Below are 20,933 nucleotides of genomic sequence, written 5' to 3'. Positions count from 1 at the left end.
TATTCGGTACTGCGAAAGGGCTCGCAGGCGACTGAACTCTACACACATGCCACGAAGATGAGATGGGCGGAAAATAGCGAGTCACAACCCTGCCCGCAAGAGGGCTGGTTAAAATGATTGAAATTTAACCTGCATCACCTCTGGTATCAAAACGGCTTCACGACGACGAGGATGACGATGAGGATCATCAGCACAGTTGGCGCCTCATTCATGAAGCGCCAATAACGGGCCGAGCGGCGGTTTTCATCCCGTTCGAACGCCCGCACGGCTCTGGCGAAAAAGACATGGACGATCGTCAAAAGAACGACCAACCCCATCTTTGCATGCAACCAGCCGCCCTGAAAACGATAAACAGACCAGGCGAGATAAAGACCAAGGATCCAGGTCAGCATCATGGCCGGATTCATGATGATCCTGAGCAGCCGTCCCTCCATCACCTTGAAAGTCTCGGATTGAATGGAACCGGGTTCTGCATCCGTGTGATAGATGAAAAGCCGAGGCATATAAAAAAGGCCGGCCATCCACGAAATCACAGCGATGATGTGGAGCGCCTTGATCCAGAGATAGAGGTTGTCGGGATTCCAGGCGAAAAGCCCAACGGCTAGAACTGCAAAGAAGATCAAAGCAAAATGGGCGCGCCGGCGAGCATAGGCGCCCGGCCTTCTATCCGTCTGCTTTTCCACTACACCGCCCCCACGCCGCGTACCCGCTCGACGAGAAGGCGGACATTCTCCGGATCTGCCTGAGGCGTAATCCCATGACCGAGATTGAAGATCAGCGGTCCGTTTCCGAGCGCCTGAAGAATGTCGTCGATGCCTTCCTCCAGGGAATGGCCGCCAGCTACAACACGCATCGGATCAAGATTACCCTGCACTGGTCCGTCCTTCTGCAGCTCGGCTGCAAAGGCAAGTGGGACGGACCAATCGAGCCCGATCGCATCTGCTCCGGTCTTCTGCCGATAAGTCTTGAGCATGTAGCCCGCACCTTTGGCAAATGCGATGACCCGCGTCTGCGGCCGTTGTGCCTTGATCGAAGCAATCATGCGCGCCACGGGACGAACCGCGAATGCTTCAAATTCTTTCTCGCCGAGAACACCAGCCCAGGAATCAAAGATTTGCACCGCATCAGCGCCGGCATCGATCTGCGCCACGAGATAGTCGGCAGAGACATCCGCAAGCAGCATCAGCAAGTGCTCGAAAGCACGCGGATGCTTATACGCAAACAGACGGGCAGGCGCCTGATCCAGCGTGCCGTGGCCAGCAATCATATAGGTCGCAACCGTCCAAGGAGCTCCACAGAAGCCGAGGAGCGTCGTCTCCGAAGGAAGCTCGTTCCTCAGGCGCTTCACCGTCTCCAGCACGGGCTGCAGGTAATCAATGACATTTTCTCCATCGAGCCCGGCAATGCCCGTCTCGTCAATCGGGTCCATCTCCGGACCATGTCCCTCGGTAAAACGGACATTGCGCTTCATCGCATCGGGAATGACCAGGATGTCGGAAAATAGGATGGCGGCATCAAAACCGTAGCGCCGTATCGGTTGAAGCGTCACCTCCACGGCATAATCAGGCGAATAACAGAGATCGAGGAAACTTCCCGCTTTCGCACGCGTTTCCCTGTACTCCGGCAGATAACGACCTGCCTGTCTCATGAGCCAGAGGGGAGGGGGCGTCAGGGTCTTACCGTCAAGAACCTGCATGATTTTCCGGCGCGTTTCGCTCAAGCGCTTCTTCCCTATAAAAATCCAAAGATATTTAAAAGGTTTCTATTTCTTAGAGTCGGTTTCTATCAAGGATTAAAATCCATCCACCGCGAGCGCGATTTGTCACGCAGGCCGTATCAATGAGGGTTGAGATTCGCGTGCGTGCGCGTAAATCAGCAGAAAATCCAAATTGTGAAGAGATTCCATCAGGTTCCGGGAATTCATCTTTCAGCTCACGCTGTGGACAAGCTGTGCATGGTCAGCGGGAGCACGATCACCGTCCCCATCATCCACAGCTCCCTCCGAGATCACCTCCGAAAGTTCTGGATGTGGATAAGGGCGCATGTTTTCCCTTGCCTCGATCCTAGTCGCGCCGTTAGCTCTTTGCTGTCCAGTCTTTTCAACAGGCAGCGGAAAATAGCGTGGAGAACAGAACGAACTTCTTCCATCTGCATCTGATTTCTGACTCGACCGGCGAGACTCTCATCTCCGCCGGCCGCGCCGCCTCCGCCCAGTTCAAATCCGCTCAGTCGATCGAACATGTCTATCCGCTGATCCGAAACCGTAAGCAGCTGATGCCGGTGCTTCAGGCGATCGACAGTGAACCGGGCATCGTTCTCTACACGATCGTCGATCCGGAACTTGCGAGCATCATTGACGAACGCTGTGCGGAAATGGGCGTAGCCTCCGTCAATGTTCTGGAACCGGTTATCGGCGCGTTTCAGATCTATCTCGGGGCTCCCTCGAGAAGACGTGTCGGCGCTCAGCACGTGATGAATGCGGGCTACTTCGCACGTATCGAAGCGCTGAACTTCACCATGGATCATGATGATGGTCAGATGCCGGAGGACTATAACGAAGCGGATGTCGTCATCGTCGGCATCAGCCGGACGTCGAAGACGCCGACCAGCATTTATCTTGCAAACCGTGGCATCAAGACTGCGAATATCCCCATCGTCTATGGCGTGCCTTTGCCTGAGGCGTTGGCAACGGCGACCAAACCGCTGATCGTCTGTCTCATCGCCACCACGGACCGGATTTCCCAAGTTCGCGAAAATCGCCTTCTTGGATCGACCCCCGGTTTCGACCGAGAGCATTATACCGATCGCGCATCAATCTCTGAGGAGCTGAAATATGCGCGCTCCCTCTGCGCTCGTCATAATTGGCCAATGATCGATGTCACCCGACGCTCGATTGAGGAGACAGCAGCGGCAATCGTTGCCCTGCGCCCGAAGCTGCGTTAAGCGCTGAGTAACTTAATCACTTCGGGAGCAAGGAATGACACCAAAGCTCGTTCTTGCATCATCGAGCCCGTTCCGGCGGATGCTGATGGAAAATGCCGGCCTCGCTTTTGAAGCTCACGCCGCCCACATCGACGAACGTGCAATCGAGGCGCCGCTGGAAAAATCGGGCGCGGCACCCGATCAAGTGGCGCTTGTTCTCGCTGAGGCAAAAGCGAGTGAAGTCAGCCGACGCTTCGGCGGCGCGCTTGTCATCGGCTCGGACCAGACAATGTCGCTCGACGCCCAGGTCTTTCACAAACCGAAGGATATGGCAGAGGCGGCAAATCATCTGCGTATGCTTGAGGGAAGGACACATCGCTTGAATAGCGCGATCGCCATTGTCAAGGATGGCGAAGTCCTATGGCAACATGTGGCGCATGCGCAATTGACGATGCGTCCGCTGACCAATGACTTTATTGGGCGCCATCTGAAGCGCGTTGGGCTAAAGGCTCTGGCGAGCGTCGGGGCTTACCAGCTCGAGGGAGAGGGGATCCAGTTGTTCGAAAAGATCGACGGGGATTACTTCACAATCCTCGGTCTGCCGATGTTGCCTCTCCTTGCAAAACTTCGGGAACTGGATGCGATCGATGGATGATTCACGTGAAACACATGAGCCAAAAGCGTTTGTCACGGGCTTTCCCGTCAAGCATTCGCGTTCGCCGTTGATCCACGCCTATTGGCTGAAGACACTCAATCTGCCCGGAAATTATCAGGCCTATGAAGTTGCCCCCGAAGCCTTTGCAGATTTCATTGCATCACTGAAGAACGGCAGTATTGGTTTCGTCGGTGGCAATGTCACGATCCCCCACAAGGAATTGGCCTTCAAACTGGCCGATCGACCAGACGAGCTTTCAAAAGAGCTCGGTGCATCAAATACCCTCTGGCTGGAAGATGGAAAACTCTTCGCAACCAACACCGACGGTCGCGGCTTTACCGCCAACCTTGATGAACGTCGCGCCGGGTGGGACCGGTCTGACCGGGTTGTCGTCTTTGGCGCCGGTGGTGCAAGCCGTGCTGTCATTCAGGCGGTCCGCGACCGCGGCTTCAAGGAAATCCACGTCGTCAACCGCACGGTCGAGCGGGCGCGGGAGCTGGCCGACCGCTTCGGCCCGAAGGTCTATGCGCATCCAACCGCCGCGCTCGCGGAAGTGATGACTGGAGCGGGGCTGTTCATCAACACGACCTCTCTCGGCATGGATGGAGAAGCGGCACCCGTCATCGATTTCTCCCCCATGCTTTCGAACGCGGTCGTCACCGATATCGTCTATGTGCCGTTGAAAACACCGATCCTCGCCCAAGCGGAAGAACAGGGTTTTGCCATCGTCGACGGCCTCGGCATGCTTCTGCATCAGGCGGTCCCGGGATTTGAAAAATGGTTCGGCAGGCGGCCTGTCGTTGATGAAAGGCTGCGCGCATTGATCATTGCGGATATGGAAAAACATTGATGCTGAAGATCGGTCTCACCGGCTCCATTGGCATGGGCAAATCGACGACAGCGAAGCTCTTTGCCGAAGCCGGTGTTCCGGTTAACGATTCAGATGCTGTCGTGCATGACCTATATGCGGGCGAGGCCGCACCCCTGGTCAACGCGGCCTTCCCTGGCACGATAAAAAATGGTGTCGTCGACCGTCAGGAACTGGGGCGGCAACTCGCTCTGGACCCAGCTGGCTTCAAGCGGCTCGAACAGATTATTCATCCCCTTGTGCGCAAGCGGGAGATTGAATTCCTGGCGCAGCAGAAAAAGGCAGGAGCAGATATGGTGGTGCTCGACATCCCCCTGCTTTTCGAAACCGGTGCTGAGCAAAGAGTGGATGTCATTGTCGTCGTCAGTGCCGATCCACAGATTCAGCGAAAGAGGGTGCTTGCGCGCCCGAACATGACGGAAGAAAAATTCAATATGATTCTCTCCCGCCAGATGCCGGATAAGGAAAAACGCCGCCGGGCTGACTACCTCGTGGATACTGGTCACACCGTCGAGGCGGCAAGAAAGCAAGTGGCAGAGATAATCGCCGACCTGAAGAAGCGGATAGCGAAGGAAGAAACCTCCGATGCGTGAGATTATTTTCGATACGGAAACCACCGGGCTCGACAACCGCATGGACCGCATCATCGAAATCGGTGGTATCGAGCTTTTCAACCATTTTCCGACGGGAAATACGATCCATCTTTTTATCAATCCGGGTGATCAGAAGGTTCACCCGGATGCGCTTGCCGTCCATGGCATCACCGACGAGTTCCTGAAGGACAAGCCGCCTTTTGCCGATGTCGTCGAGCAGATCCTGGAATTCTTCGGCGACGGCAAGTGGATCGCCCACAACGCCACCTTCGATATGGGCTTTGTGAATGCCGAGCTTGCCAGACTCGGCCTGCCGCCGATTCTGCCCGATCGGGTCGTCGACACGCTTTCGCTTGCCCGCCGCAAGCATCCGATGGGACCGAACTCGCTCGATGCTCTCTGCCGTCGTTATGGCATCGATAACTCGCATCGTACCAAACATGGCGCTCTTCTCGACTCCGAACTTCTTGCTGAAGTCTATATCGAAATGATTGGCGGCCGGCAGGCCGCACTCGGGCTCGGCGTCGCGGGATCTGCGAGCCAGAACAAGAATAATGTTGAGGTGGAAGAAGTCGTGGTCGCTGCCATCATGGAGAGACCGCGGCCGCTGGCGCCGCGATTGAGCGAAGCTGAAGCCGAGGCTCATGACGCCTTAATCGCCAAACTCGGCCAAAAGGCTGTCTGGTCGAAATACGATCAGCTCAACTGAAATAAAAATGCCCGGGTTCTGCCCGGGCATTTGAACTTGGAGAGCCTATAAAACTGGTTCAGTTCGGTACGGCCTGAACCTTGGAACGAGCCTGTTCTTCAGCAACGCGCTGTGCGAACATCTGCGCGAAATCAATCGGATCGATCATCAGCGGCGGGAAGCCGCCATTGCGCGTGACATCGGCAATGATTTGGCGGGCGAACGGGAAGAGCATGCGCGGGCACTCGATGAAGAGGACCGGCAGCATGTGCTCCTGCGGGAAGCCGGCAACGCGGAAGACGCCGCCATAGACGAGCTCGGTATGGAAGACGGTCTTGTCTCCGTCCTTGGCTTCGGCGACCAGCGAAAGCACGACATCGAAATCCGTATCGGACAGCGGATTGGCATTGACGTTCACATTGATGTTGATCGCCGGTGCCTTGTCGCGGGCCTGAAGCGAGCGCGGTGCGCCCGGGTTTTCGAAGGAAAGATCCTTGACGTACTGGGCAAGGATCGAAAGGGTCGGGTTCGCTGTGCCGTTGCTGCTGTTGTCGTCTGCCATGGGCTTTTCCTCAAGGGGGCATTGATAGGTGCCGCCATCTAACATTTCGGGGATAGGCTTACAACCCTGGGCACCTGGCGCGGTTAATGCGCTGCCGTTCAGTCTTCGAGCTGTTTGCCGGACCAGGGCGATTTGCCGTCCGGCTCGCGATGATAGTCCTCTTCATCGAGATCGACCACCTTTGAATCGCCCGACTTGCCTGGCCGGGCTCGATAATCCGAACGCGGAGAGGCCGAGAAACCGCCGCGGCTGGTATCAACGACAACGAAACGTTTTGCAATCGACCGCCAGAGCAGATTGCGAACTTGCGGAATGAGCAGCAGGATCGCCAGAATGTCGGAGAGGAAGCCGGGGATGATGAAGAGCAGCGAGGCGATGACGGTCATCGCAGGATTGAGCAGTTCCCGTCCGGGCATCGTGCCGTTGCGCCCTTCGGCTGACATGCGGCGCAGGATACCAATACCCTGCCGGCGCAAGAGGAAGGAGCCGACGACAAAGCCCAGCACGACAAGCCCCAGGGTCGCGGCAAGTCCGATTGCGCGGCCGACAATGACGAAGCCAGCGATCTCGGCAAGCGGCAGAAGCAGCACGAAAACCGGCAGCATGGAAAAACGCATCTCTCTATCCCGAGCGGCTCGGGCTCCTCTTGGCACTGGCGAAGATACCAGCCATGATTTGAATCATCCGTATAGCCGGACTATATGGGGGTAGAAATCAGGGATGTTAACAGCGAACGGCGGGATATGAGTTCAAACGACTTCATCACATTATTTTTCCTGGTGGCGGCGGTGCTGATTTTCTTTCAGCTTCGATCCGTTCTTGGACGCCGCACGGGAAATGAGAAGCCGCCGCGTGATCTCTATACGCCACGGGATGCCGTGCAGAAGGATAGCGCCGATGCCGGCAAGGTCGTAACTCTGCCGCGACGCGATGTGAATGGGGAAGAGGAAGGCCGCTTCTCTGCCATCGACGCCGTCGCACCTGCCGGCACGCCGCTGAACGAATCGCTGCGCGCACTCAACAGAGCCGATCCGTCCTTTGACCCGAAGGAATTCCTGAATGGTGCCCGCATGGCCTACGAAATGATCGTCATGGCCTTCGCCGATGGCGATCGCAAAACGCTGAAGAATCTTCTCTCCCGCGAGGTGTATGACGGCTTCGATGCGGCAATCAGCGATCGCGAGAATAGGGGCGAGAAGATGAAGTCCACTTTCGTGGGCATCGACAAGGCCGAGATCACTCATGCCGAAACCAAAGGTAGCGAGGCGCAGATCACGGTGCGTATCATTAGTCAGTTGATCTCTGCCACCTACGATAAGAGCGACGTGCTGATCGAAGGCGATGCGGAGAACGTCGCCGAGGTCAACGATCTCTGGACCTTCGCTCGCGATACCCGATCGCGCGACCCCAACTGGAAACTCGTGGCGACCGAATCGGAACATGAGTGACGCAGCCGGTTTCACCCTTCAGGCGGCCAGTTTCGACGCATTGGGAGGCTGGAGGGATGACGATCCCTCGAGCCTTTTTGAAGTCATGGCTGCCTGTCGACGGCATATTTCCGAAACGAAACCCTATCGCACCGGATCGCTAGGACTGACATCAGCCGATCTCCTTCCATTGCTGGAAGCAGCGGAGAAGTTTCATCCGTCGTCCGCCGAGGTGGCGCGACGCTTCTTCGAACAACACTGTCAGCCATTCCGGATTGTACGAAGAGATGGCGGTAGCGGGTTTGTCACGGCATTTTACGAACCGGAAATCGACGTCGCCGACAGGCCGGATGAGGAGTTCCGCTTTCCGATCTACCGTCGCCCAGACGACCTGATAGATCTCGAAGATCAAAACCGTCCGGCCGATCTGGAGAATTCCTATGTTTTCGGACGCCTTCGTGATGGTCTAATCGACGCCTATCCCGATCGCCGTGCCATCGACCAGGGTTATCTTGAAGGCCGCGGCCTCGAAATCGCCTGGGCGAAATCGAAGGTCGATCTCTTTTTTGTGCATGTGCAGGGGGCTGCTCGTCTGCACTATCCGGATGGCCGTATCGGCCGCATTACCTATGCCGCGAAAGCCGGTCATCCTTTTTCGGCCATCGGCAAATTATTGATCGACCGAGGCGAAATCGACCGCGCAAACATTTCCATGCAATCGATCCGCGCTTGGCTTGCCGCTCATCCGGACCAGGTAGATGAAGTCCTCTGGCATAACCGGTCCTATATTTTCTTCCGAGAAACCGCGGTGGAAGATCCGAACGCCGGACCGATTGCGGCGGCAAAAGTGCCGCTGCTCGCCGGACGTTCGCTCGCCGTCGACCGCCTGATCCACACCTTCGGCTTTCCATTTTTCATCCGTTCCGAAAGCCTCACGCATCTCGATGGCGGCAAACCGTTTCGGCGATTGATGCTGGCGCTGGACACCGGTTCTGCAATTGTTGGCCCGGCCCGCGGCGATATCTTCACCGGCTCTGGCTATACCGCGGGCGAGCTGGCCGGCACGGTGAGCGACGACGCCGACTTCACAATTCTCATTCCGAATACCGCCGCGACGAGGTTCCTCTGATGGCCAAGGATCGCAAACTCAGTTCGGACGAGAGGATCCTCTGGGGCAGGGTGGCCCGCAGTACGAGGCCGATGCCGGGCAAGGCGGACGAGCTGACCGCGCTCGATACATTTCTGGCTGAGGCCGAAGCGGTTGCCGAGCAGAAAGAGGCCGAAAAACAGAAGATGGCTCCGGCTCTTATGCAGCGACCCGCGGCGCCGGGATCGGCAAGACAGCCTTCGGGTCTCCACCATCCGCTGGAACGGCCGGTCAAGCGCAAAATTGCAAAGGGCAAGCTGGCGCTGGAAGCGCGGATCGATCTTCACGGCATGGTCCAGAGCGAGGCCCACTCGTTCCTCCTCGACTTCCTGATCCGCGCGCACGAGCGCGGCATGCGACACGTTCTGGTTATTACCGGCAAGGGCAGTTCAATGGGTAGCGAAGGCGCTTTGAAACGTGCCGTGCCGCTTTGGTTCTCCAAGCCGGAATTCCGTTTCCTGATTTCGTCCTACGAGTCGGCGGCCCAGCATCACGGCGGCGAGGGTGCGCTCTATATCCGCCTCTCGCGCCGCGCCGGGGAAAAGTCGTGACGCCGTTTGCTGAAGCGGTCCGCAAGCTGCGGGCTCGTAAGGGCGTGACGCAGAAACAGATGGCTGCGGCCCTGAATGTTTCACCGGCTTACCTCTCAGCGCTCGAGCATGGAAAGCGCGGCGTGCCGAGCTTCGATCTCCTGCAGCGCATTGCCGGCTACTTCAACATCATCTGGGACGAGGCCGAGGAACTCTTCCTCGTTGCCGGCACTTCCGATCCGCGCGTGGTCGTCGATACGTCGGGCCTGCCGCCCGAATACACCGAATTTGCCAATCGTCTGGCCAAGCGAATCCGAAGCCTTGACAAGGCTGATATCGCCCGGCTATCGGCCCTTCTCGAAAATGGCAGCAAAGTCGACGGAAAAGCGTCATAATCCCCTGATTTATACCTTGTTTTAGGGCCTTGCCATTGGGAACTCGCTACAAAAAACCTATATTCGACTTTGAAAAAGCCGGTGATTCGCAAGGCGCGCCGCTGCTGACGACAACAGGGAAAATCTCGACAGAATGACCGATGCACCCGCGACGGAAAACGGCGTAAACACCGAATATGGCGCAGACTCCATCAAGGTCCTTAAGGGACTCGATGCCGTGCGCAAGCGCCCCGGCATGTATATCGGCGACACCGACGACGGCTCCGGCCTTCACCATATGGTCTATGAAGTCGTCGACAACGCGATCGACGAAGCGCTAGCCGGCCACGCCGATATCGTCACCGTTTCGCTCAATCCGGATGGGTCTGTGACCGTGACGGATAACGGCCGCGGCATTCCGACCGATATTCACAGCGGCGAAGGCGTATCGGCGGCCGAAGTCATCATGACCCAGCTCCATGCCGGCGGTAAGTTCGATCAAAATTCCTATAAGGTTTCTGGCGGTCTGCATGGTGTAGGCGTCTCGGTCGTCAACGCACTCTCTGTCTGGCTGAAACTGAAGATCCGCCGCCAGGGCAAGATCCACGAGATGAGCTTCACTCATGGTGTTGCGGATGCGCCCCTGAAGATAACGGGCGAAGCCGGTAACGAGACCGGCACGGAAGTGAGCTTCATGCCGAGCTCCGAAACCTTCACCATGACGGAATTCGACTATGGCACGCTCGAGCACCGCTTGCGCGAACTGGCCTTCCTGAACTCCGGTGTCCGCATTCTGCTGACGGACAAGCGTCACTCCGACATCAAGCAGGAAGAGATGGTCTATGACGGCGGCCTCGAGGCGTTCGTTTCCTATCTCGACCGCGCCAAGAAGCCGCTCGTCGAAAAGCCTGTCGCAATCCGTGGCGAGAAGGATGGCATTACCGTTGAAGTGGCCATGTGGTGGAACGACAGCTACCACGAGAATGTACTCTGCTTCACCAACAACATTCCCCAGCGTGACGGCGGGACGCACATGGCCGGCTTCCGCGCTGCGTTGACACGCCAGATCACGTCCTATGCCGATACCTCTGGCATCACCAAGAAGGAAAAGGTGACGCTCACCGGTGACGATTGCCGCGAAGGCCTGACCGCTGTTCTGTCGGTCAAGGTGCCGGATCCAAAATTCTCGTCGCAGACCAAGGACAAGCTCGTTTCCTCGGAAGTGCGTCCTGTCGTCGAAAGCCTGGTCAATGAAGCGCTCAGCACCTGGCTCGAAGAACATCCCTCTGAAGCCAAGGTTCTCGTCGGCAAGGTGGTGGAAGCTGCCGCCGCCCGTGAAGCCGCCCGCAAGGCGCGTGAACTGACCCGCCGCAAAGGCGCACTCGATATCGCCTCGCTTCCTGGCAAGCTCGCCGACTGCTCCGAGCGGGATCCGGCCAAGTCCGAAGTCTTCCTCGTCGAGGGGGACTCGGCAGGCGGTTCGGCAAAGCAGGGGCGCTCGCGTGAAAATCAGGCGATCCTACCGCTGCGTGGCAAAATCTTGAACGTCGAGCGCGCCCGTTTCGACAAGATGCTGTCGAGCCAGGAAATCGGCACGCTCATCACCGCGCTTGGCACCGGCATCGGCAAGGATGAGTTTAATGCCGAAAAGCTGCGTTACCACAAGATCATCATCATGACGGATGCCGACGTCGATGGCGCCCACATCCGCACGCTGCTGCTCACCTTCTTCTTCCGCCAGATGCCGGAGCTGATCGAGCGTGGCCATCTCTATATCGCCCAGCCGCCGCTTTATAAGGTTTCGCGCGGTAAGTCGGTGCAATACGTCAAGAATGAAAAGGCGCTGGAAGATTATCTGATAGGCCAGGGCCTGGATGATGCGGCGCTGAAGCTTGCGAGCGGTGAAGTGCGGGTCGGGCAGGATCTGAATGAGGTCATTCATGATGCCTTGCGTCTGCGCGCGCTGCTCGACAATCTCCATTCGCGCTACAACCGCGCCGTGGTCGAACAGGCCGCGATCGCCGGCGCACTCAATGCCGAGCTCGTCAGCAATGCGGACCGCGCTCAGGAATTGGCGAGTGAAGTCGCCAGACGGCTCGATATTATCGCTGAGGAGACTGAACGCGGCTGGGAAGGCAGCCTGACCAGCGAGGGCGGCATCCGCCTGGAACGCATGGTTCGCGGCGTCAAGGAAGTCATCGTGCTCGACATGGCGCTGATCGGCTCCCAGGATGCGCGTCTTATCGATCAGCTCACTCCGCGTCTGAAGGAAATCTACCAGACACCACCGGCACTGAGCCGACGTGATGGCGATGTGGAAATTTCCGGTCCACGCGCCCTGCTCGATGCTATTTTCGCCAGCGGCCGTAAAGGACTGACTATGCAGCGCTACAAGGGCCTCGGCGAAATGAATGCCGAGCAGCTCTGGGAAACGACTTTGGATCCGAACGTCCGTTCGCTGCTGCAGGTCAAGGTCAGCGACGCGACCGATGCGGACGGCCTCTTTGCCCGCCTGATGGGGGATGAAGTCGAGCCGCGTCGCGAATTCATCCAGGACAACGCCCTGAGTGTTGCAAACCTCGACATCTGAGTTGAAAACCAGTCATGAAATAAGCCCCGCAGCCATCAGGCTTGCCGGGCTTTTATTTGTGATCAATCATTGTCGACGAAGTGACCGTTGAAAGCGACTTCCGAGAGCGGCTTGCGCTGACTTGGAAATTCACGCGCGCGATTGCGTTCGGAGAGGACGCTCTTGTCGGCAATACGCCCGACGGCAATACCAGCTTCGACACGATAACCGTCTGGCACCCCAAGCTTTTCTTTGATTTCTTCATGCTTGATGCCGCTCATGCCGTGGGCATAGAAGCCGGACATGCGAGCCTGAATAGCGAGATGGCCCCATGCCGCGCCGGCGTCGAAGGAGTGTGTATAGCTTGGCCGTCCCTCGCTGCGCGCGCCGTTGAAACTGCGTGAGACCACGAAGATCAGCGCCGAAGCATTCTTCGCCCACTCCTGGTTGGATTCGACGAGCAAGCTCAGGAACTCCTCCCAGTGTTCGAAACCCTTCAATGCGTAAAGGAACCGCCACGGCTGCATGTTTGCGGAAGAAGGCGCCCAGTGTGCAGCGTCAAGCAGCGTCAGCAGCTGCGCTTCTTCGATGACTTCGCCGGTAAAGGCACGAGGCGACCAGCGGTCGAGAAACATCGGATCGATTGCATATTCGGATTCGCGGCTATTGGCTGTCGTCATGCTGGCTTCCGGACGTTGGCGATAAACTCATTGCGAAGATCACCTACTGATATTTCCGCGATCGCTTGCTTGGCAAGCGAAGTTTGGTTCCAGCCGGTGCACAATCTGTTTCCAGAAACTGATCTTACGCGCGCGGGAAACTCCAGCTAAAGCGGCGTCAAATCCAGTCGATCGGAGATGCGGCATGCTCGTGAATGGGAAATGGACAGAGGATTGGCAGCCGGTCCAGGCAAAGGACGAGAAGGGTGGTTTCGTCCGCCAGATATCAAGCTTCCGTAATTGGGTGACACCTGATGGCAACGCAGGTCCGACGGGTGAGAGCGGTTTTGCCGCAGAAGCTGGACGCTACCACCTCTACGTCGCCTATATCTGCCCTTGGGCTTCGCGCACGCTGATCGGCCGCAAGCTCAAGGGGCTTGAGGAAGTCATCTCGGTTTCGATCGTCGAACCTGCGCTTACCAAGCAGGGCTGGCGTTTTGGAGACTATCCCGGCGCGACCGTGGATGAGGTGAACGGCGCAACCTTTATGCATGAGATCTACACCAAGGCGGATCCGGATTTCACCGGCCGTGCCACGGTTCCTGTCCTGTGGGACAAGAAGCGGGCAACGATCGTCAACAACGAATCGTCAGATATCCTGCGCATGTTGAACAGTGGCTTTGGCGATCTCGCGTGTGGTGAGATCGATCTCTATCCGGCCCCTCGGCGGAGCGACATAGATACCTTCAACGAGCGCATCTACCCTTCGCTGAACAACGGCGTTTATCGCACCGGCTTTGCAACGACGCAGATTGCTTATGAGGAGGCTTTCGCGGAAGTGTTTGCCTGCCTGGACTGGATCGAACCGCAACTTGAGGGGCGCAACTTCCTTTTTGCCGATCATCCGACGGAAGCGGATATCCGGCTGTTCGTTACACTGGTACGTTTCGATGTCGCCTACCACGGTCTCTTCAAATGCAATTTGCGGCGCCTCTCCGATTACGCCAACCTCAAGGCTTTCTGCCGGCGGATGCTGGATTGGCCAGGCATCGCTGAGACCGTGAATTTCGACCATATCAAGCGCGGTTACTATTCGATCGAGAGCCTTAACCCCACGCGTATAGTTCCGGCAGGGCCGGCACTCGCTGAAATTTTCTAGGGCAGTTCCAGCAAAGGCGCGCAACGGTTTTAGGTCTGAAATTGCGCGAAGACAAAGCGAGAGAGCATTTTCCTTTCGGGAAAGAATAAAATTCTCTGAGCAGGCGTACCGCTTCCTCGGAAAGGCATAATGACACGGATGAATAATTCGTTCATAGGTGGCGCACCCGCTTTGCATGAGGAGGATATTCATGAAGCTGATGCGCGTTGGAGAAGCGGGCCGCGAAAAGCCGGCCCTGCTCGATGCCGATGGCAAGATCCGCGACCTTTCGGCCCATGTCACCGATATCGGTGGCGAGGCGATCACCCCGACAGGTCTCGCGAAGATCGCCGCCCTGGACCCGAAAAGTCTGGCGGAACTGGCGCCTGGCCGTATCGGCGCCTGCGTCGCCGGCACCGGCAAGTTCATCTGCATCGGCCTGAACTATTCCGACCACGCAGCTGAAACCGGCGCTACCGTGCCGCCCGAGCCTGTCATTTTCATGAAGGCGACATCGGCAATCGTCGGCCCGAACGACAACGTCCAAATCCCGCGCGGTTCGGAAAAGACCGACTGGGAAGTCGAACTCGGCGTGGTCATCGGCAAAACCGCCAAATATGTCAGCGAAGCCGAAGCTCTGGATTATGTCGCCGGCTACTGCGTCTCCAACGACGTTTCGGAGCGCGCCTTCCAGACCGAGCGTTCAGGTCAGTGGACCAAGGGCAAGTCCTGCGACACGTTCGGCCCGATCGGCCCATGGCTCGTCACTAAGGATGAAGTGGCCAACCCGCAGAATCTCGGCATGTGGCTCAAGGTCAACGGTCAAACGATGCAGGACGGCTCCACAAGGACCATGGTCTATGGCGTCGCCTTCATCGTTTCCTATCTCAGCCAGTTCATGTCCTTGCAGCCGGGCGACGTTATCTCGACCGGTACGCCGCCGGGTGTCGGCATGGGCATGAAGCCGCCGCGTTACTTGAGGGATGGCGACGTCGTCGAACTGGGCATCGAAGGCCTCGGCACCCAAAAGCAGCTCTTCGTAGCGGATCGTTAACGATTTTTCCGGCTGAAAAGATTAAACTTTATGCGCCAAGATAATGCCGGAGATCAACTTTCCGGCATTTTTCTTTCAGTCTGTAATGTTATGTTGCTGTGCAACAAAAACCTGTTAGCCTACGTTGATGTGCCAGCGTTAACGGAAAGAGTCCGGCGCCCTTCAATTGGCGTCGTCTTTGCCGGATAGAGAAAGGTGGCGCCCTCCATGTTCTACCAGCTTTATGAATTGAACCATGCAGTGCTGGCTCCCTTCCGCGCTGCAGCCGATATTATGCGTTTTGCCTATGCCAACCCGCTGAACCCCTTCTCACAGACCCCGATGGGACGCACCATTTCGGCCGGTCTCGAAATGTTCGAGCGCACCACGCGCCGTTATGGGAAGCCGGAATTCGGACTCAAGGAAACCGTTATCGACGGCAGGACCATCGCTGTGCGCGAGGAAGTGGTCTGGACGCGCTCCTTCTGCAATCTTCTGCACTTTTCGCGCGATGTTCCAGCCGGCGGCCGAAACGACGATCCACGTATTCTCATCGTTGCCCCGATGTCTGGCCACTATGCGACTTTGCTGCGCGGAACCGTCGAGGCATTGCTGCCCAGCGCCGATATTTATATCACCGATTGGTTGGATGCGCGCATGGTGCCGATGACCGAAGGCACTTTCGATTTTTCAGATTACATCGATTACGTCATCGAGATGCTGCATTTCCTGGGCCATGACACGCATGTCATTGCGGTCTGTCAGCCCTCCGTGCCGGTGCTGGCCGCCGCCGCAATCATGGAAGAAGCCAAGGATCCGCTTGCGCCTTCGTCCATGACTCTGATGGGCGGCCCGATTGATACCCGTATCAATCCGACGGCCGTAAATAAACTTGCTAAAGAGCGCCCGCTCGAATGGTTTGCTGATAACGTCATCATGAACGTGCCGTGGCCGCAACCGGGCTTCATGCGCCCCGTCTATCCCGGTTTCCTGCAGCTTTCCGGCTTCATGTCGATGAATCTCGATCGACATTTGGTGGCTCACAAAGAATTCTTCATGCATCTCGTGAAGAACGATGGGGAGCCGGAAAAGCACCGCGATTTCTACGACGAATATCTCGCCGTCATGGACCTGACGGCAGAATTTTATCTGCAGACCGTAGAGCAGGTTTTCATGAAGCATGCGCTGCCGAAGGGGGAGCTGATGCATCGCGGCAAGCGTGTCGATCCCACGGCGATCCGCAATGTCGCCCTGCTGACGGTCGAAGGTGAGAACGACGATATCTCCGGCGTCGGCCAGACGCATGCCGCGCAGACTATCTGCGTGAACATCCCTGAAGAGATGCGCATGCACTATCTGCAGCCGGATGTTGGCCACTATGGCGTCTTCAACGGTTCTCGCTTCCGCCGCGAGATCGCGCCTCGCATAGTCTCGTTCACGCGCCAGCATTCCCGCGCCAAGAAGGCGCCGGTTCAGCGGGTCATCAAAGGCGGCAAATCGGCGTGAGTTAGAGAACGCTGATTTAATGTCGTGGATTCAAGGCGTTGTCCGATTTAACCTGAAATCGTCTTGAAGGCCGGTTCCGCTGTAACCATTTGGTTTTTCAGCACTCGGCATCGTGTCGGGTGCTGAACGCGAGGATACCGCACGATGAACCAGTCAGCATTGCTTCGGCCGGATTGGACTCCGGCTACCGTTGCCTTGATGATCCTCGGCTTCATGGTTTTCTGGCCTCTGGGGCTGGCCATGCTTGCCTATATCATCTTCGGCGAACGCCTGCGCGGCTTCAAGCATGACGTCAACCAGGCAACGGATGGCTTCTTTGCAGGCTGCCGCCGTTCGCATGGCCGTCACCGCCCGCATTTCTCGACGGGCAACGTCGCCTTCGACGATTGGCGCAAGGCCGAGCTCGATCGCATCGAAGAGGAGCGTCGCAAGCTCGATGAAATGCGTGAAGAATTCGATTCCTACCTGCGCGAGCTTCGCCGCGCCAAGGATCAGGAAGAATTCGACCGCTTCATGCGCGAGCGCAAGAACGGCAGGCGCGACGACAATGGTCCGGTCGCCGAATACCAGACGCCGTAAAGCGTGATCATATGAAATCTGCGGCCGGCATCGCTTCCGATGCCGGTTTTTCTTTGCCCGGATTTGCCCCGAATCGTATAGAAAACTCCTATGTTTCCGCTCCCGAAGATCCGCCGTACGACGAAAAAGATGGCGCCGCCTGAAAAGCGGACGCTGGATGTCGCCGGCCGTCTGATGCCTTTGACGATCAAGCAGCACGATCGCGCAACCCGGATCACGCTGCGCATCGAGCCGGGTGGCCGGGCGCTGAAGATGACGGTGCCGAAGGGGCTCGCCGCCCGTGAGGTCAATGCCTTTCTTGATCGGCACCAAGGCTGGCTGCTGACCAAGCTTGCGAAATTTTCCACCGATACGGGTCTGCACGACGGCGGCGACATTCTCTTTCGAGGCGTCAAACATCGCATCCAGCATACCGGCAGTCTGCGTGGGCTGACCGAAGCCGTCATGGTGGACGGTGAGGCAGTACTTCTCGTCAGCGGCATGCCGGAACATCTCGGCCGGCGCATCGCCGCCTTTCTCAAGAAGGAAGCTCGTGCCGATCTTGAGAAACTGTCGCGCCTGCATGCGGGCTCCATCAAGGCGCCCATCCGTTCGATTTCCATGAAGGATACCCGCAGCCGCTGGGGTTCCTGTTCCTCGGAAGGGAATTTGAGTTTTTCCTGGCGCATCGTCATGGCGCCGCCGTCGGTGATAGACTATCTCGCCGCCCATGAGGTAGCGCATCTCAAGGAAATGAACCACGGCCCGCACTTCTGGGCGCTCTGCAAGAAGCTTTGCCCGCATATGGAAGACGCGAAGTCCTGGCTGAAGCGCCATGGCAGCCAGTTGCATGCCATAGACTTCGATTAAGCGCACCCGCTAAATGCGGCCAGCATTTGCAAATTGGCTCGACTCTTCGCGAATTTCATGTCACTCCGCTGCCATGAAACCAGATATCAAGATCTGCGGGTTGAAGACACCCGAGGCCATCGAACGCGCATTGAAGCGCGGCGCGACGCATCTCGGCTTCAATTTTTTCGAAAAGAGCCCGCGCTATGTCGAGCCCGACATTGCCGGCAAGCTTGCGGAGCCTGCGCGCGGCAAGGCGAAAATCGTCGCCGTGGTAGTCGATCCGACCAATGATGATCTCGATGAAATCATTGCGCTTTTGCGCCCCGATATGCTGCAGCTTCATGGCAGCGAGAGTCCCGAGCGCGTACTGACCATCAAGGCGGTTTACGGCATCCCTGTTATCAAGGCATTGGCGGTTCGCACCGCCGACGACCTGAAGCGGGTCGAGGCATATATAGGCATCGCCGATCGTTTCCTTTTCGATGCCAAGCCGCCGAAAGGGTCCGAGCTGCCGGGTGGTAACGGCGTTTCCTTTGACTGGAGCCTGCTCACTTGGCTTGACGGTAGCATCGACTACATGCTTTCCGGTGGGCTGAACAAGAGCAATGTCGGCCAGGCCCTGGCAATCTCCAAGGCACCGGGTATCGATACCGCCTCTGGTGTCGAGAGTGCGCCGGGCGTGAAGAGCCCAGAAATGATCGATGAGTTTTTCGATGCGGTCGAAGAGGCATGCCTGCCTGAAACGACCTCAGGGAGTTGAAAGTGAACGAGACGCCTAAACCGAATTCCTTCCGTGCCGGCCCGGACGAAGACGGCCGCTTCGGCATTTACGGGGGCCGCTTCGTGGCCGAAACCTTGATGCCGCTGATCCTCGACCTGCAGGAAGAGTGGAACAAGGCGAAGGACGATCCGGAATTTCAGGCGGAACTGAAGCATCTCGGAACCCACTATATAGGCCGCCCGAGCCCTCTCTACTATGCCGAGCGCCTGACCCAGCATCTCGGCGGTGCCAAGATCTATTTCAAGCGTGAGGAGCTGAACCACACCGGCTCGCACAAGATCAACAATTGCATCGGCCAGATCCTGCTTGCGAAGCGCATGGGCAAGACGCGCATCATCGCCGAAACCGGTGCCGGTCAGCATGGTGTTGCCTCTGCGACCGTTGCTGCGCGCTTCGGCCTTCCCTGCGTCGTCTATATGGGCGCGACCGATGTCGAGCGTCAGGCGCCGAACGTTTTCCGCATGAAGCTGCTGGGTGCAGAGGTAAAGCCGGTAACGGCTGGTCACGGCACGCTGAAGGATGCCATGAACGAGGCGTTGCGTGACTGGGTCACCAATGTCGACAGCACCTATTACCTGATCGGCACGGCCGCAGGCCCGCATCCCTATCCGGAAATGGTCCGCGATTTCCAGGCCGTCATCGGTACCGAAGCCAAGCAGCAGATTCTCGAAGCCGAAGGGCGCCTGCCGGATCTCGTCATCGCTGCCGTCGGCGGCGGTTCGAACGCGATTGGCATCTTCCATCCATTCTTGGACGACAAGGAGGTCAAGATCGTTGGCGTCGAAGCGGGCGGCAAAGGCCTGCAGGGCGACGAGCACTGCGCCTCGATCACGGCCGGCTCACCAGGCGTACTGCATGGCAACCGTACCTATCTGCTGCAGGACAATGACGGGCAGATCAAGGAAGGCCATTCGATCTCGGCTGGCCTCGACTACCCCGGCATCGGCCCGGAACATTCATGGCTGAACGATATCGGCCGTGCCGAATACGTGCCGATCATGGACCATGAGGCGCTTGAAGCTTTCCAGACGCTGACGCGGCTTGAGGGCATCATTCCGGCGCTTGAGCCTTCGCATGCGCTTGCCGAAGTCATCAAGCGCGCGCCAAAGATGGGTAAGGACGAGATCATCCTGATGAACCTCTCCGGCCGCGGCGACAAGGACATCTTCACCGTCGGCAAGATTTTGGGAATGGGTGAGTAAAGAATATGACCGCACGCATGGATAAACGTTTCGCTGATCTGAAGGCGGAAGGTCGCCCGGCGCTGGTAACCTATTTCATGGGCGGCGATCCCGACTACGAGACCTCGCTCGGCATCATGAAAGCGCTGCCGGAAGCAGGCTCCGACGTCATCGAACTTGGCATGCCCTTTTCTGATCCTATGGCTGACGGCCCGGCAATCCAGCTCGCCGGCCAGCGCGCACTGAAGAGTGGGCAGACGCTGAAGAAAACGCTGCAGCTCGCTGCCGACTTCCGCAAGGACAATGACACGACGCCGATCGTCATGATGGGTTACTACAACCCGATCTACATCTATGGCGTCGAAAAATTTCTCGATGACGCACTGGCATCCGGCATCGATGGCCTGATCGTTGTCGATCTTCCGCCGGAAATGGATGATGAACTCTGCATTCCTGCGCTGAAGAAAGGCATCAATTTCATCCGCCTCGCAACGCCGACGACGGACGGAAAGCGCCTGCCGACTGTTCTGAAGAACACGTCCGGCTTCGTTTATTACGTCTCGATGACCGGCATCACCGGTTCGGCGCTCCCGGATACATCGTTGGTTGCAGGCGCCGTCAAGCGCATCAAAGATCATACCGACTTGCCCGTTTGTGTCGGGTTCGGCGTCAAGACGGCTGAACATGCGAAGGTCATTGGAGCCTCCGCCGACGGCGTGGTTGTCGGTACCGCTATCGTCAATCAGGTAGCCAATACCCTGACGGCGGATGGACAGGCGACGGCCGATACGGTTCAGGCCGTTGCGACGCTGGTTCGCGGTCTTTCCACAGGAACGCGTTCGGCGCGCCTTGTTGCTGCCGAATAGTTTCCCCACATTGGCACCAGTCAA

At 57.6% G+C, this 20,933-nt stretch carries 23 protein-coding genes; 18 read left to right on the top strand and 5 right to left on the bottom strand.

Annotated elements, in window-relative coordinates; all coding sequences use genetic code 11:
• Positions 1–146: 146 nt before the first annotated feature.
• On the bottom strand, positions 147–683 hold the full coding sequence (hemJ, locus tag FHX15_RS27910) for a protoporphyrinogen oxidase HemJ (protein WP_184401598.1): 537 nt from the start codon (positions 681–683) through the stop codon (positions 147–149).
• The gene (gene hemE / locus FHX15_RS27905; RefSeq protein ID WP_184401597.1) at positions 683–1,720 is read right to left on the bottom strand and encodes a uroporphyrinogen decarboxylase; all 1,038 of its coding nucleotides are present in this window, start codon (positions 1,718–1,720) and stop codon (positions 683–685) included. Before hemE ends, hemJ begins: the two co-directional genes overlap by 1 nt.
• A 401-nt stretch (positions 1,721–2,121) precedes the next feature.
• On the opposite strand from hemE, the gene FHX15_RS27900 reads away from it, so the two are divergent.
• Genes FHX15_RS27900 through dnaQ form a run of 5 tightly spaced genes read left to right on the top strand, consistent with a single transcriptional unit; the run spans position 2,122 to position 5,747 of the window.
• Positions 2,122–2,943, top strand: coding sequence for a pyruvate, water dikinase regulatory protein (locus FHX15_RS27900; RefSeq protein WP_184401596.1), 822 nt, complete (start codon positions 2,122–2,124; stop codon positions 2,941–2,943).
• Between the two features lie 34 nt (positions 2,944–2,977).
• Entirely contained in the window at positions 2,978–3,577 is a 600-nt protein-coding gene (locus FHX15_RS27895) for a Maf-like protein (protein WP_184401595.1), read from the top strand.
• Positions 3,570–4,427, top strand: a complete 858-nt coding sequence (locus FHX15_RS27890) for a shikimate dehydrogenase (RefSeq protein WP_184401594.1) — start codon at positions 3,570–3,572, stop codon at positions 4,425–4,427. Before FHX15_RS27895 ends, FHX15_RS27890 begins: the two co-directional genes overlap by 8 nt.
• Positions 4,427–5,038, top strand: a complete 612-nt coding sequence (gene coaE, locus FHX15_RS27885; RefSeq protein ID WP_184401593.1) for a dephospho-CoA kinase — start codon at positions 4,427–4,429, stop codon at positions 5,036–5,038. Before FHX15_RS27890 ends, coaE begins: the two co-directional genes overlap by 1 nt.
• Positions 5,031–5,747 carry a DNA polymerase III subunit epsilon gene (gene dnaQ, locus FHX15_RS27880; RefSeq protein ID WP_184401592.1) on the top strand — a complete coding sequence of 239 codons (717 nt, stop codon included), beginning with the start codon at positions 5,031–5,033 and terminating at the stop codon, positions 5,745–5,747. The genes coaE and dnaQ overlap by 8 nt, the downstream gene beginning before the upstream one ends.
• Positions 5,748–5,805: 58 nt before the next feature.
• Here dnaQ and secB read toward each other — a convergent pair whose 3' ends face one another.
• On the bottom strand, positions 5,806–6,288 hold the full coding sequence (secB, locus tag FHX15_RS27875) for a protein-export chaperone SecB (RefSeq protein WP_184401591.1): 483 nt from the start codon (positions 6,286–6,288) through the stop codon (positions 5,806–5,808).
• A 98-nt stretch (positions 6,289–6,386) separates the two neighbouring features.
• Positions 6,387–6,905 (bottom strand): FxsA family protein, encoded by a 519-nt coding sequence (locus FHX15_RS27870; protein WP_184401590.1) that lies wholly within the window; start codon positions 6,903–6,905, stop codon positions 6,387–6,389.
• Between the two features lie 126 nt (positions 6,906–7,031).
• On the opposite strand from FHX15_RS27870, the gene FHX15_RS27865 reads away from it, so the two are divergent.
• The 5 genes from FHX15_RS27865 (at position 7,032) to gyrB (ending at position 12,356) form a co-directional block, all read left to right on the top strand.
• Positions 7,032–7,736, top strand: a complete 705-nt coding sequence (locus FHX15_RS27865; RefSeq protein ID WP_184401589.1) for a Tim44/TimA family putative adaptor protein — start codon at positions 7,032–7,034, stop codon at positions 7,734–7,736.
• Positions 7,729–8,844, top strand: coding sequence for a murein transglycosylase A (locus tag FHX15_RS27860; protein ID WP_184401588.1), 1,116 nt, complete (start codon positions 7,729–7,731; stop codon positions 8,842–8,844). The genes FHX15_RS27865 and FHX15_RS27860 overlap by 8 nt, the downstream gene beginning before the upstream one ends.
• Positions 8,844–9,413: a Smr/MutS family protein gene (locus tag FHX15_RS27855; protein WP_184401587.1), complete on the top strand. Its 570-nt coding sequence runs from the start codon at positions 8,844–8,846 to the stop codon at positions 9,411–9,413. Before FHX15_RS27860 ends, FHX15_RS27855 begins: the two co-directional genes overlap by 1 nt.
• Positions 9,410–9,787 carry a helix-turn-helix domain-containing protein gene (locus tag FHX15_RS27850; RefSeq protein ID WP_184401586.1) on the top strand — a complete coding sequence of 126 codons (378 nt, stop codon included), beginning with the start codon at positions 9,410–9,412 and terminating at the stop codon, positions 9,785–9,787. The genes FHX15_RS27855 and FHX15_RS27850 overlap by 4 nt, the downstream gene beginning before the upstream one ends.
• 133 nt (positions 9,788–9,920) lie before the next feature.
• A complete protein-coding gene (gene gyrB, locus FHX15_RS27845) occupies positions 9,921–12,356 on the top strand; it encodes a DNA topoisomerase (ATP-hydrolyzing) subunit B (protein ID WP_184401585.1) in 2,436 nt (811 codons plus the stop codon).
• 62 nt (positions 12,357–12,418) lie between these two features.
• Here the strand turns inward: gyrB and FHX15_RS27840 are convergent, their stop codons facing one another.
• Positions 12,419–13,015, bottom strand: coding sequence for a nitroreductase family protein (locus FHX15_RS27840; protein WP_184401584.1), 597 nt, complete (start codon positions 13,013–13,015; stop codon positions 12,419–12,421).
• 184 nt (positions 13,016–13,199) lie between these two features.
• Between FHX15_RS27840 and FHX15_RS27835 the strand changes: the two genes are divergently transcribed.
• The 8 genes from FHX15_RS27835 (at position 13,200) to trpA (ending at position 20,909) form a co-directional block, all read left to right on the top strand.
• Complete coding sequence (locus tag FHX15_RS27835; RefSeq protein WP_184401583.1) at positions 13,200–14,153, top strand: glutathione S-transferase family protein; 954 nt, start codon at positions 13,200–13,202, stop codon at positions 14,151–14,153.
• A gap of 190 nt (positions 14,154–14,343) precedes the next feature.
• Positions 14,344–15,186 (top strand): fumarylacetoacetate hydrolase family protein, encoded by an 843-nt coding sequence (locus FHX15_RS27830; RefSeq protein WP_184401582.1) that lies wholly within the window; start codon positions 14,344–14,346, stop codon positions 15,184–15,186.
• A 207-nt stretch (positions 15,187–15,393) separates the two neighbouring features.
• Positions 15,394–16,671, top strand: coding sequence for a polyhydroxyalkanoate depolymerase (locus tag FHX15_RS27825; protein ID WP_184401581.1), 1,278 nt, complete (start codon positions 15,394–15,396; stop codon positions 16,669–16,671).
• Positions 16,672–16,815: 144 nt separating this feature from the next.
• Positions 16,816–17,250 carry a DUF2852 domain-containing protein gene (locus FHX15_RS27820; protein ID WP_184401580.1) on the top strand — a complete coding sequence of 145 codons (435 nt, stop codon included), beginning with the start codon at positions 16,816–16,818 and terminating at the stop codon, positions 17,248–17,250.
• Positions 17,251–17,340: 90 nt separating this feature from the next.
• Positions 17,341–18,099 (top strand): M48 family metallopeptidase, encoded by a 759-nt coding sequence (locus FHX15_RS27815; protein WP_184401579.1) that lies wholly within the window; start codon positions 17,341–17,343, stop codon positions 18,097–18,099.
• Between the two features lie 73 nt (positions 18,100–18,172).
• Positions 18,173–18,841, top strand: a complete 669-nt coding sequence (locus FHX15_RS27810; RefSeq protein WP_184401578.1) for a phosphoribosylanthranilate isomerase — start codon at positions 18,173–18,175, stop codon at positions 18,839–18,841.
• A 2-nt stretch (positions 18,842–18,843) separates the two neighbouring features.
• On the top strand, positions 18,844–20,064 hold the full coding sequence (trpB, locus tag FHX15_RS27805) for a tryptophan synthase subunit beta (protein WP_184401577.1): 1,221 nt from the start codon (positions 18,844–18,846) through the stop codon (positions 20,062–20,064).
• Between the two features lie 5 nt (positions 20,065–20,069).
• Complete coding sequence (gene trpA, locus FHX15_RS27800) at positions 20,070–20,909, top strand: tryptophan synthase subunit alpha (protein WP_184401576.1); 840 nt, start codon at positions 20,070–20,072, stop codon at positions 20,907–20,909.
• Positions 20,910–20,933: the final 24 nt, after the last annotated feature.

Source organism: Rhizobium sp. BK650, from assembly GCF_014195325.1.
Classification (GTDB): Bacteria; Pseudomonadota; Alphaproteobacteria; order Rhizobiales; family Rhizobiaceae; genus Rhizobium.
This window is presented reverse-complemented; position numbering and strand designations above follow the sequence as displayed.

Coding starts and splice junctions, on each gene's coding strand:
- FHX15_RS27895 (WP_184401595.1), top strand. CDS start 2,978: ATGACACCAAAGCTCGTTCTTGCATCATCGAGCCCGTTCCGGCGGATG.
- FHX15_RS27890 (WP_184401594.1), top strand. CDS start 3,570: ATGGATGATTCACGTGAAACACATGAGCCAAAAGCGTTTGTCACGGGC.
- coaE (WP_184401593.1), top strand. CDS start 4,427: ATGCTGAAGATCGGTCTCACCGGCTCCATTGGCATGGGCAAATCGACG.
- dnaQ (WP_184401592.1), top strand. CDS start 5,031: ATGCGTGAGATTATTTTCGATACGGAAACCACCGGGCTCGACAACCGC.
- secB (WP_184401591.1), bottom strand. CDS start 6,288: ATGGCAGACGACAACAGCAGCAACGGCACAGCGAACCCGACCCTTTCG.
- FHX15_RS27870 (WP_184401590.1), bottom strand. CDS start 6,905: ATGCGTTTTTCCATGCTGCCGGTTTTCGTGCTGCTTCTGCCGCTTGCC.
- FHX15_RS27865 (WP_184401589.1), top strand. CDS start 7,032: ATGAGTTCAAACGACTTCATCACATTATTTTTCCTGGTGGCGGCGGTG.
- FHX15_RS27860 (WP_184401588.1), top strand. CDS start 7,729: ATGAGTGACGCAGCCGGTTTCACCCTTCAGGCGGCCAGTTTCGACGCA.
- FHX15_RS27855 (WP_184401587.1), top strand. CDS start 8,844: ATGGCCAAGGATCGCAAACTCAGTTCGGACGAGAGGATCCTCTGGGGC.
- gyrB (WP_184401585.1), top strand. CDS start 9,921: ATGACCGATGCACCCGCGACGGAAAACGGCGTAAACACCGAATATGGC.
- FHX15_RS27840 (WP_184401584.1), bottom strand. CDS start 13,015: ATGACGACAGCCAATAGCCGCGAATCCGAATATGCAATCGATCCGATG.
- FHX15_RS27835 (WP_184401583.1), top strand. CDS start 13,200: ATGCTCGTGAATGGGAAATGGACAGAGGATTGGCAGCCGGTCCAGGCA.
- FHX15_RS27830 (WP_184401582.1), top strand. CDS start 14,344: ATGAAGCTGATGCGCGTTGGAGAAGCGGGCCGCGAAAAGCCGGCCCTG.
- FHX15_RS27825 (WP_184401581.1), top strand. CDS start 15,394: ATGTTCTACCAGCTTTATGAATTGAACCATGCAGTGCTGGCTCCCTTC.
- FHX15_RS27820 (WP_184401580.1), top strand. CDS start 16,816: ATGAACCAGTCAGCATTGCTTCGGCCGGATTGGACTCCGGCTACCGTT.
- FHX15_RS27815 (WP_184401579.1), top strand. CDS start 17,341: ATGTTTCCGCTCCCGAAGATCCGCCGTACGACGAAAAAGATGGCGCCG.
- FHX15_RS27810 (WP_184401578.1), top strand. CDS start 18,173: ATGAAACCAGATATCAAGATCTGCGGGTTGAAGACACCCGAGGCCATC.
- trpA (WP_184401576.1), top strand. CDS start 20,070: ATGACCGCACGCATGGATAAACGTTTCGCTGATCTGAAGGCGGAAGGT.